9 protein-coding genes are annotated in these 11553 nt (G+C 41.3%); 5 read left to right on the top strand and 4 right to left on the bottom strand.

Annotated features, from left to right (window positions below; translation table 11 throughout):
• The first annotated feature begins 7 nt into the window (after window positions 1–7).
• Window positions 8–718 carry a DevA family ABC transporter ATP-binding protein gene (locus H6G18_RS19495; RefSeq protein ID WP_190408753.1) on the top strand — a complete coding sequence of 237 codons (711 nt, stop codon included), beginning with the start codon at window positions 8–10 and terminating at the stop codon, window positions 716–718.
• 226 nt (window positions 719–944) lie between these two features.
• On the opposite strand, the gene H6G18_RS19490 is transcribed toward H6G18_RS19495, so the two are convergent.
• Window positions 945–1691, bottom strand: coding sequence for a creatininase family protein (locus H6G18_RS19490; protein WP_190408752.1), 747 nt, complete (start codon window positions 1689–1691; stop codon window positions 945–947).
• A gap of 496 nt (window positions 1692–2187) precedes the next feature.
• Between H6G18_RS19490 and H6G18_RS19485 the strand changes: the two genes are divergently transcribed.
• The 3 genes from H6G18_RS19485 to H6G18_RS19475 all read left to right on the top strand — a co-directional run bounded on the left by H6G18_RS19485 (window position 2188) and on the right by H6G18_RS19475 (window position 6831).
• Complete coding sequence (locus H6G18_RS19485) at window positions 2188–3375, top strand: HetZ-related protein 2 (RefSeq protein WP_190408751.1); 1188 nt, start codon at window positions 2188–2190, stop codon at window positions 3373–3375.
• A 305-nt stretch (window positions 3376–3680) separates the two neighbouring features.
• Window positions 3681–3854: a hypothetical protein gene (locus H6G18_RS19480; RefSeq protein WP_190408750.1), complete on the top strand. Its 174-nt coding sequence runs from the start codon at window positions 3681–3683 to the stop codon at window positions 3852–3854.
• A 346-nt stretch (window positions 3855–4200) separates the two neighbouring features.
• The gene (locus tag H6G18_RS19475; protein ID WP_190408749.1) at window positions 4201–6831 is read left to right on the top strand and encodes a DNA polymerase III subunit alpha; all 2631 of its coding nucleotides are present in this window, start codon (window positions 4201–4203) and stop codon (window positions 6829–6831) included.
• Between the two features lie 72 nt (window positions 6832–6903).
• Here the strand turns inward: H6G18_RS19475 and H6G18_RS19470 are convergent, their stop codons facing one another.
• The 3 genes from H6G18_RS19470 to H6G18_RS19460 all read right to left on the bottom strand — a co-directional run bounded on the left by H6G18_RS19470 (window position 6904) and on the right by H6G18_RS19460 (window position 10592).
• Window positions 6904–7560 carry a hypothetical protein gene (locus H6G18_RS19470; protein ID WP_242040410.1) on the bottom strand — a complete coding sequence of 219 codons (657 nt, stop codon included), beginning with the start codon at window positions 7558–7560 and terminating at the stop codon, window positions 6904–6906.
• 128 nt (window positions 7561–7688) lie between these two features.
• Window positions 7689–9767: a DUF1565 domain-containing protein gene (locus H6G18_RS19465; RefSeq protein ID WP_190408786.1), complete on the bottom strand. Its 2079-nt coding sequence runs from the start codon at window positions 9765–9767 to the stop codon at window positions 7689–7691.
• A 150-nt stretch (window positions 9768–9917) separates the two neighbouring features.
• Entirely contained in the window at window positions 9918–10592 is a 675-nt protein-coding gene (locus tag H6G18_RS19460) for an HAD family hydrolase (protein WP_190408748.1), read from the bottom strand.
• A gap of 88 nt (window positions 10593–10680) precedes the next feature.
• On the opposite strand from H6G18_RS19460, the gene H6G18_RS19455 reads away from it, so the two are divergent.
• On the top strand, window positions 10681–11490 hold the full coding sequence (locus H6G18_RS19455) for a uroporphyrinogen-III synthase (protein ID WP_190408747.1): 810 nt from the start codon (window positions 10681–10683) through the stop codon (window positions 11488–11490).
• Window positions 11491–11553: the final 63 nt, after the last annotated feature.

Raw genomic sequence — 11553 nt, 5'->3', positions numbered from 1 at the left:
ATCACCTATGCAAACCATTAACAAATCTGCACCAGTTATTTCTATCCGCAATCTTGATCATTACTTTGGTAGCGGACAACTCCGCAAACAGGTTTTATTTAATATCAATCTAGAAATTAATGCAGGTGAAATTGTGATTATGACAGGCCCTTCTGGTTCTGGGAAAACTACACTGCTAACTTTAGCTGGTGGTTTGCGTTCAGCCCAGTCTGGGAAGTTGCAGGTATTAGGAAGGGAACTTTGCGGTGCTAGTAGTAAACAATTAACTCAAGCACGACGCAACAATGGTTATATATTCCAAGCTCATAACCTACATGGTAGCCTGACAGCACTGCAAAATGTGCGGATGGGTTTAGAGTTACAACCAGGAATTTCCACCCAACAAATGTTGACTCGATCGCAGAAAATACTCGAAGAAGTAGGATTAGGAAATCGGCTAAATTACTACCCAGATAACTTATCGGGAGGACAAAAACAAAGAGTAGCGATCGCTCGTGCTTTAGTCAATCAGCCGAAAATAGTCTTAGCCGATGAACCAACAGCCGCCCTAGATAAACAATCCGGGCGCGATGTTGTAGAACTAATGCAAAAATTAGCCAAAGAACAAGGCTGTACAATTCTCCTAGTTACTCACGACAACCGCATTCTAGACATTGCTGACCGAATTGTTTACATGGAAGATGGTCATCTAGTCAGGGATGCGGTAAGTGTTAACTAATCAGCAGGAGAGATAGGGGAGCAGGGGGAGCAAAGGAGCAGAGGAGCAGGGGAAGCAGGGGGAGCAGGGGAGGAAAAATCTCACGATAATATTTGCTCTCACCCATTGAATATTTTATTTTCTGAAAGTCACTCATTACTCATCACTCATTACTCATTACTTATTACTCATTACTCATCACTCATTACTCACCACTCATTACTCATCACTCATTACTCATTACTCATTACTCATTACTCAAAAATTCTAAATATCCCTCGCTGAGTTCTTTGACGGCTAAATCATAAAACTGCTTACCATGCTCTGGTGTTGCTAAAGCGGGATTAGAACCCATGCGTCCATCTGGGTAATGTTGTCTAAAGTCGGTGGCGCTATAAATTCTGTGTCCCTTGGCTACTTCTGGTGAAAGAGGTGCTTGCTTAATTGCTTCTGGGTAAATATATTGAGTCACCGCTACTTCACTGGGGGTAGCATGAGAACCTTCTTTGTCACCATACAATTCTTTGGCAAGTTGGTATACAGAACTGCACATAAACCAGTTGGCGACTTGACATTGTACCTTATGGGCATGGGGAATCTGTAAATCTTCTAAGTAGACGTATGTTTCCGAAAATGCCGCTTTGAGGGTAGCAATATTACCGCCGTGTCCGTTAATAAAGTAGAACTTGGTAAAACCGGCTTTGGCAAGACTGGTTACATAATCTCTCACCAGCAGAATTAAAGTGCTGGGGCGTAAACTCATAGTACCTGGAAAAGCTGTATGGTGTAATGCCATCCCTACATTGATTGTAGGCGCAACGATCGCCCCAGTGGCTTCACCCACACCATGAGCGATCGCTTCGGCACAAATTGCATCAGTACCAATTAAACCCGTCGGCCCATGCTGTTCAGTCGAACCAATAGGAATAATCATCCCTGTAGATTTTTGCAAATAGGTTTCAACTTCCTGCCATGTACTTAATTTTAGTAACATTTTTTACTGATTTCCGCGCCAGTTGTTTTGGATTTTCTTTATTCAATAATTATGACGAGAGAACAAGGATTCGGAGAAGAAAGAGTTTCATCTTCCCAAAAACTCAAAATTATCGCAGCTAAACTCTGTGAAACGAAACTTATAGGGCTAAAATAGCGTCTCAATTCAGGTGTATTCTTCCTGCTCCTCTAAGGTACAAAATGTTAGCTTTTTTAAACGCCTCTCAAAAAATAGGTCATCTGCACTTACTCTGGGTAAATGCCCCATCCATGATTCCTACACATAACTTTACAAAATTGTAATTTTACTGAAATTGAAGCAAAAGCCCGATACATATGGGTTTTCCGGTCTTGAAGTCGAAAAAAAATACAGAACTAGATAAATTCCTGCATAAAGTTCGTGAATAAAGACGTAATAACAATGGAATGGTGGATACGTCTTCATCTAGATGACGGACTCACGGGTGATTTGCTAGCTCACAAGATAAGTGCGACAAATGGGGGTTGTGATGCAAACTTTAAAACAGGGTTTCGAGGAGCGCAATCTCGCTATGGTAACGGAAGCAGAAAAACTAGCGCAGTTTTGGCGTCAGCGACTAGCTGCGGAGTGTCCAGAACAAAATGTGGCTGCAAGAGAGAGTATTCTTCTCTGGCTGTTAGGTCGTGATTTACAACGATTTGACCTGCTCAATACTAAAGAACTTGAAATTGCCAAGCAAGCGATGGAATATCGCTGGAAAATTTTAAGTCAACGCTACTTAGGTGTAGGGCGGGAACGTGCATATCGTAACCTAATCACTCGATTAGGGAGTTTAGTGACATTACGGTATAAAATTCAAACCTGGATTGCCCTGAGCCGCGATCGCCAACGTAGTGTGATTGACGTATTACAAGAAGTGATACAAGAACTTCTACAAAATGATACTTACATTCAGCAGCAAATGGGGTATATCGCAGAAGTTGCCCTAGATAAGCGACTCAGAGATACTTTGCTATTTGCTACGGTGGAAGAGTATTGTATGCGGCCAGTCCGCAATCAGCCCTTGTTAGCCTATCGTTTTGTCAACTATCTACGCCGTTCTCAACGTGGAGGGTTAACCCAAGTCCCAGGAGGCGATTTAGTTAGGCTAGTTTCCGAAGAAGTGCTGACAGATGACAGCGACAATCGAGTTAACTTGGGAGATAACCAAGCGATCGCTGAATACCAAGAAACACAGCAAATAGAGGAACAACAAGCACTGCGACAGACAGTACAGGAAGAATTTGCCAACTACTTACAAGAAAACCTGGGAACAGAAGCAGTAGACTGGTTAAAACTTTATTTGCAAGGTAAAACCCAAGATGAAATCGCCAAGAAATTAAATAAACCAATCAAAGAAATCTATCGACTTCGAGAAAAAATCAGCTACCATGCAGTACGCGTCTTTGCCCTCAAGGGTAAGCCGGAACTCGTAAATAACTGGCTGGCAATTTCCTTACAGGAGAATAATTTGGGTTTAACACAAAAGCAATGGCAGGAATTCTATGACAACCTAACCCCCGTCGGACGGCAAATACTGGATCTGCGGAAGGCTGGTAACTCCACAGAAGCAGTAGCCCAACAATTACATCTCAAACCTCATCAGGTAATGGGGGAATGGACTAAAGTCTATCTTGCGGCTCAAGCCATTAGGACTCAAGAGTAACTATGGTGAGGCTGAGTACGGAGAACTGAGAAGTGAGTGCTGCGGGCTAAATACTGTTAGTAAAGTGGGCTGTAATACCGCGCTGAGTAAAAATTCTAGCCTCTAGCCTCTAGCTTCTTAGACAGTTAAATTTTAGTTAATTTATTAAAAATTTCTGAGCATCAATCTTTAGGTAGAATTCCGCAATTGTCACCAGGACAATTGAATGTATATCATGTCATCTTTAACTAGAAAAACATTATTTGGTAGTTGCTTTCCTAGCGTGAGCGACTGCCATAACATTTTTATACTATTTTGCTCCTCCTATGGCTGATAAACACCACCAAATTAAATTTCCTCTTTGGCAGTATCTCAACCAACCATTGTTTAACCGTGACTTAGAACTCAATCCCCGGCGTTTCGCCTACAGCTGGCGTATTGGACTTTTAAAACGGTGCTGGAGTAAAGAATGTGATGCCAAAGGGCCACAACAGCATTAGTAATTCGTAATTAAGATTAGGAACGGGGAGAGATGGGGCATAATTTCTACTTACATCATTCCTCTCATCTCCCTCATGTAAGAACAAAAATTAACTGCTGTCCCAAATTGAAATAATGCCCAATCACCTGTGAAATATACAACGCAGATATCGCCTCATACCGGGCATTCACATCATTTTAAAAATTTGCACCTAACTAATGAATTGAACTGATGTAACTATTCAAACATCAGTTGCGGAAGTGAAATTTCCGTAAAAGCGTTAATCTAAGATTCCGTTGCTAGATAAAATCTGGCTCACAAGAAATCAGCTTGAGAAGATTGTGGGCTAGTGCTGGGAGTTATATATGTCCTTTGTACCTTTACATATTCACAGTGATTACAGTCTGCTAGATGGGGCTAGTCAGCTACCAGAGTTGATTGATCAGGCGATCTCACTGGGTATGGAGGCGATCGCTGTCACTGATCACGGTGTCATGTATGGTGCTGTCGAACTGCTGAAAATTTGCCGCAGTAAAAATATTAAGCCAATCATTGGCAATGAAATGTATATAATCAACGGCGATATTGAAAAGCAAGAACGCCGTCCGAAATATCATCAAGTTGTTTTAGCAAAAAACACTAAAGGTTATAAAAATTTAGTTAAATTAACCACAATTTCTCATCTACAAGGTGTCCAAGGTAAAGGTATTTTTTCCCGTCCTTGTATTAATAAAGAATTATTACAAAAATATCATGAAGATTTAATTGTCACTAGTGCTTGTTTGGGTGGAGAAATTCCCCAAGCAATTCTTAGCAATAGACCAGATGCAGCGCGCAAAGTTGCCAAATGGTATAAAGATGTATTTGGTGATGATTTCTATTTAGAAATTCAAGACCACGGTTCCCAAGAAGACCGCATTGTAAATGTGGAAATTGTCAGAATTGCGCGGGAATTGGGAATTAAAATCATAGCCACTAACGATTCACATTTTATTTCTTGTTTTGATGTAGAAGCGCACGATGCCTTGTTATGTATTCAAACAGGTAAACTAATTATTGAAGAGAATCGGATGCGATATAGCGGCACAGAATATCTCAAATCTGCTGAAGAGATGAAACTGCTATTTCGTGACCACCTATCAGATGATGTAATTGCTGAAGCGATCGCCACCACAGCAGAAGTTGCCGATAAAGTCGAGCCTTACCATATTATGGGCGAGCCTCGCATTCCCAACTACCCAATTCCTTCTGGTCATACTGCTGATACTTATGTTGAGGAAGTTGCTTGGCAAGGACTGTTAGAAAAATTAAATCGTAAATCCCGTAATGAAGTCGATCTAGCCTACAGAGAAAGGCTAGAATATGAACTCAAAATGTTGCAGCAGATGGGATTTTCCACTTACTTTTTAGTTGTGTGGGACTACATTAAATTTGCTAGAGATAATAATATTCCTGTGGGGCCTGGTCGAGGGTCTGCTGCTGGTTCATTGGTTGCATACACAATGGGAATTACCAACATTGATCCGGTACATCATGGGTTACTGTTCGAGCGATTTTTGAACCCAGAACGTAAATCAATGCCCGATATTGATACAGACTTTTGTATTGAACAACGGGATAAAGTCATTGAGTATGTAACAGAAAAATACGGTAAAGAAAGAGTTGCCCAAATTATTACCTTTAACCGTCTAACTTCCAAAGCAGTTTTAAAAGATGTCGCCAGAGTGTTAAATATTCCCTACGGGGAAGCGGATAAAATGGCGAAATTAATTCCTGTGGTGCGGGGTAAACCAACCAAACTCAAGGTGATGATTTCCGATGCTACCCCAGAACCAGAGTTTAAAGAGAAATATGATAAAGACCCAAGAGTTCGCCATTGGCTGGATATGGCAATGCGAATTGAAGGGACTAACAAAACCTTTGGTGTTCACGCTGCCGGTGTAGTAATTTCTGCCGATCCATTAGATGAAATCGTCCCACTGCAAAAAAATAATGATGGGTCTGTAATTACTCAATATTTCATGGAAGACCTGGAATCAATGGGTTTGTTAAAAATGGACTTCTTAGGTCTGAAGAACCTCACCATGATTCAGAAAACCATTGATTTGATTGAAGAAAAACATGGCTTTAGGATTGACCCTTATGAAATCACTAATCAAGAACGCAAGGCACAGAAGATATTAGCTAAAGGCGAATATAAAACTCTACCTAAAGATGTCCAAAAGACCTACGAACTCTTAGAATCTGGTGAATTAGAAGGCATATTTCAATTAGAATCTTCAGGGATGAAGCAGATAGTCAGAGATTTGAAGCCTTCTAATATCGAAGATATTTCTTCAATCTTGGCACTTTATCGACCAGGCCCGTTAGATGCGGGATTGATTCCTAAGTTTATTAACCGTAAACACGGGCGGGAAAATATTGATTATGAAAGCCAGCTTTTAGAACCGATATTAAATGAAACCTATGGAATCATGGTTTATCAAGAGCAGATTATGAAAATTGCTCAAGACATGGCTGGTTATTCTTTAGGACAAGCTGACTTGCTGCGTCGTGCTATGGGGAAAAAGAAAGTTTCGGAGATGCAGAAGCAGCAGGAAAAGTTTATTGATGGTTCAACTAAAAATGGTGTGAGAAAGCAAGTAGCGGAGAAGCTATTTGAGGATATGTTGAAATTTGCTGAATATTGCTTGAGTTACGACACGGAAGTTTTAACAGTTGAATATGGCTTTGTACCTATCGGCGAAATTGTAGAGAAAGGTATTGAATGCAGGGTATTTAGTGTTGATAGTAATGGTCTTGTTTACACTCAACCAATTGCCCAATGGCACAATCGCGGTCAACAAGAAGTGTGGGAATATTGCTTGGAAGATGGTTCAGTAATTCGAGCAACGAAAGACCATAAATTTATGACTCAAGATCAACAAATGTTGCCAATTGATGAAATATTTGAACGGGGGTTGGACTTGTTGCAGGTGAAGGGTTTACCAGAGTAAGGGACTTTCCAGTAAAAAAATATCCCATCCCTGGGGAACCTAGAGAATGCTTTTATTCCAGAAATATGACTGTTAAGGATTCTCGCTAGACATGGCTTTGAGTTTTGAGGTGAATGTCTCGGAGCGATCGCTTGTTTCTGGAGTAAACTGCCCAATGGGTGGATGAGTCAATGATATTGGTAGTAGTTTTGTGGCTGTATCAGGGTTCAATAATATAGATTGACCCGAATAATTTTCCTGGTTGTTTAAATTCACCTCAACACTAGCAGCCACGCTCACACTAGAGTATGCCAAAATCTTTTCGGCTGGCTGTTCTTCTGCTTGGTTGACTGGTTCCTGCTGTGGGAAACTCATCAATTGTAGGGATTGATTTTGGCTGATCCCCCGTTCCTCACCAACTTGCTCACGTGCAGGGGGTAACACTGGTGCAGCCATCTGATGTAAGCTTTCAGGGAACTTGCTACAAATCAGGCGCTCAAATTCCATGTTGAAATGATATATTTCCTGACCCCGCCTTTGCCAAAATGCCAAGATTTGCTGGACTGAAATACCTTTATAACGACCTTGATATAGTGCTTCAATTACTGCTAAATGCAACCAGTCGGCGGGATATTGCTTTTGCCAACGGTTAACTAGCTCAGTGGCACTATAACCACTGAGATCAAAACCATAGTGAACTAGTAGGGCTTTTGCCAGTTTGGCACAAGTGTTTGGTACTGATGTTGACATAAGACTTTTGGCTGCTGGCAATCTGTATGAATCATCGACCCATCGCATATAGCCTAGCGTGTTTTTGGCTGTAGGATTTATTACCAAGAATTTCCCAGTCGAAAAGCAGTGTTTTTCATTTTACTTGGTCAACTGCTAACTGTCGAAATAATATAGGGCGAATTAATACTTGGCGCTCTCTGTATGGCTACTAAGGCCTGATAGACCATTGCTGCTACTTCTGCTCTTGTGGCTTCTCTTGTGGGTGCTAACTGTTTGGGGTCTGGATGGTTGACAATAATTTTTTGCTGTGTTGCTGTAATCACGGCTTTTCGAGCATATTCAGGAATATTATTACTGTCAGTGTAAGTGAGTAAGTTATTACTATCAACTGTCGTTAGGGCTAGTCCGTTAACTAGAGAAACGATTACCTGTAGCCTCTGGACATTTTGGTCGGGGCGGAAGGTGCGATCGCTAAAACCACTGACAAAGCCACCACTAGCGGCGATTTGTAAGGCTTTGTATGCCCAAAAATTCTGTGGTACGTCTACAAAATCTGTGGCTGGTCTAGTGGCAGGGGGGTTAAAAGCAACTGCCACCATCGCTGCATACTGGGCGCGGGTCATGGGTTTATTAGGTTGATAGCTACCATCAGCGAAACCGCTAGTGATGCCCATACTGGCTAAACCGCGAATAAATGGTTCTCCCCAGTGTCCGGCTAAGTCAGTGAAGGAGGGGGTATCAACTTCGGGGCTGACTATATAAGGTGAAGCGATCGCTTTTTCTTGTCCATTAGCCACTAAAGCCTGATAAATTAAGGCTGCTATTTCGGCGCGGGTGATATCTCGCAGTGGTTCTAGTTGATCAGTTTGGGGATAGTTGACAACCAAATTCTTTTGTGTAGCAACGGCGATGGGATTTGTGGCATAGCTGGGAATTTGAGCGCGATCGCGGTATATACTCAACACATTCGGGCTACCTCCACTCAGTTTTAAACCATTGACAATGGAAACGATGGCTTGCACTTTGGTTAAGTTCTGCGCTGGGCGAAACGTCCCATCAGGAAAACCGCTAATAAATCCCATCTGGGATGCTTTGGTAATGGCTGATGCTGCCCAAAAATCTGATTTGATATCGGGAAATTTAGGTGGCTGATTGTTTGTGGGTAATTGAAAAGTTTTGGCAATCACCGCCGCATACTGGGCGCGGGTGATTGGTGCATCGGGGGCGAATGTGCCATCGGGAAAGCCGCTAAGTAAACCTTTATTTACCAATGCTTCCACAAAAGCGACTGCCCAATGTCCTGGTAAGTCCAGAAAATTGGTGCTAGTGACAGGATTATCGATGATGGCAGCAATAAAATCTACTCTTCCCTTGACTTGGGTAGGGTTTAACTGATTACCTACAGAAATTAATTGCTGTGTTGTCGCATTTTGAATATCGAACTCGCCATTATTACTAAAAATATTGCCAGCCCCATCTTGACTACTACCCAAATCAGGGATGGCGTTTTCATTGATTAACAATCCGCCTTGGGTATTTTTGACGATAAAATTATGACGTAATACCGGACGGGCATTGCGAGATAGGGCGATCGCTGTCCGATTTTCTGATAGTTTGTTATTGGCTAGTAAAGGTGCAGCAAAGTCACTGATAGCTATACCCAAGGGATTCTTTTGTAAGACATTTCGCAACACTTCCCCTTTACTATTGCGTGCCATAAATAAACCACTAGCAGCATTCTGCACAAACACATTATCTAAAATGGCTGGTTTGGCTGTACCACTAGTAAATACACCTTCTCGACCACAATTAATAAAGGTATTGTTAGCTATATTTGGTGCGGTTGATTCAATCCAGACACCAGTACCTTTAGCTATGGGATTGGTGACAGTCACACCCCTGAGACTAGCTTGATTGAGTAAAACTAAGGTGACATTCTGCACGCTAAAACTGGGACTTTGGTACTCTCCACTCCCAGAAATCAAAATTCCTGCGCCTTTGTTGGCTTCGTTACCTACCACGGTTACTCCCTCAGGAATCACCAGGGGAAAAACTTCTTTATTAGCAGTGTTATAAGTCCCTACAGCTAGCTGAATAATTGCTGGGGGAGTCGTTTTTAAAGCACGGGTGAGGGTTTTCAACGGACTCTGCCGTGAGCCTGTATTAGCATCATTCCCGGTCACGGGATTAACGTAGACTATAGTAATGAGCGTAGTGTTCACCATTAATGATTGAGCAGCAATTTGGGAAATTACGTCCATCATAAGACAACACTACTTTTAGTTTTTTTACACAAAAGAAATATTAGAGGTATTGCGATCACCTACGGTGGGCGGAACGCCATCGCATTTTTCCCCTAGAGTACTGTGGATTAGCTAACCTCTAGTTCCTAACCTTTCTTCTAATAATTGGCTGGCTTGTTCTAAAGAATCTAAAACTTTGTAAGTCAAACATCTAATTTCTGGAGATGGATGTTCAATATCGGGGATCATAATCGGATACATCCCGGCGCTAAAGGCTGCTTCTATACCTACACATGAGTCTTCAAAAACTACGCACTGCACAGGCGTAACATGAATTCTGCGACTAACTTCTAAATATATATCTGGTGCAGGCTTGCCTTCTGGGACATCTTCACTGGTGACAATTGTTGTAAAGTAATGCAAAATGCCTGCGTTGCTTAAGCGGCGGATGGTGCGGCTACGTGATGTACCTGTTGCTAAGGCAATGACGATTTCCAAACTATGTAGCTGACACAGTAAGTTTAACGCACCTGCTTTCATTGGTAAACCTTCTTGCAGTTCTCGGCGATCGCCTATTTCAATCCGTTGGCTTTTGACTGCATCAAAGGGAAAATCGTTGCCATATCTTTGTTTGAGGATTTTTTCTCGCCATGTCAAATCGCGCCCGACAAATTCATTATAGAAATCACCGCTCATTATATATCCATGACTGGTCAGGGCTTGCTGCCATGCCCAACGAGCGATGCTTTCTGTATCAAACAGCAAACCATCCATGTCAAAGATTGCGGCGCGGATATTTTTTAACACACTAAATCCTTTATTTTAAGCTTGACAACAACACACTATAATTAGGGATTCTGAGTGCTGAGTGCAATCAAATAACTTTGACTAAATAATGTCTAACTTACTAACTGCATCTAGCCAATTACCTTTATACGGTAAAAGAGTTTTAGTCACAGCACCGAGAAACTATGCTGCTAGGCTGTCCGAACAAATTATTTCCCAAGGTGGTCTGTCAATTTTCATGCCCACCATAGAAACTTGCTATTTATCTAACTATTCTGAATTAGATGGTGTGATCAGACGCATAGATGAATTTGACTGGATTGCATTTACTAGTAGAAACGGCATTATAGCATTTTTTGAGCGTCTACATAATTTAGATATAGAAATCTCTAAATTACAAAATTGTCAATTGTCTGCTTTAGGAAAAGATGTTGATATTTTATTATCTTTGTGCGGTAGGGTTGATTTGATTCCTCGTGAGTCTAGTCCTGCGGGAATTGTGGCTGAATTTTCGCAAATTGAGGGAATTAGCGGGCAAAAAATCTTAGTACCTATTCCAGAGGTTGTAGGCATATCTGAACCTAATATCGTGCCTAATTTTATTGCGGATTTAAAAAAATTGGGTATGCAGGTAATGCGTGTACCTGCGTATATAACTCAATGTTTAGATAAAAATATTTATACTGTAGAAATCAATTTAATCCGCCAAGGTTTAATAGATATTATTGCTTTTAGTAGTACGGCAGAAGTAGCCAGTTTTTTAACAATGTTTGATTCAAAAAGTGAGTTTGAACGTTGTCTTATTGCCTGTTTTGGCCCTTACACAGCAGCAAATGCCCAAGAGTTGGGTGTCAATGTTTCAATTGTTTCAACAGCAGAAATGTTGAAAGCTGATACAAAACTTTACATTCTTAGTTAGACTAACTCCAAAAGTCCTAAAATAGTCAACATAACATTATCTCCTCAAACCAATGAACATAAC

Source organism: Anabaena subtropica FACHB-260, from assembly GCF_014697105.1.
Classification (GTDB): Bacteria; Cyanobacteriota; Cyanobacteriia; order Cyanobacteriales; family Nostocaceae; genus Trichormus; species Trichormus subtropicus.
The sequence above is the reverse complement of the archived record's forward strand: the minus strand, read 5'-3'. Positions and strand labels throughout refer to the sequence as shown.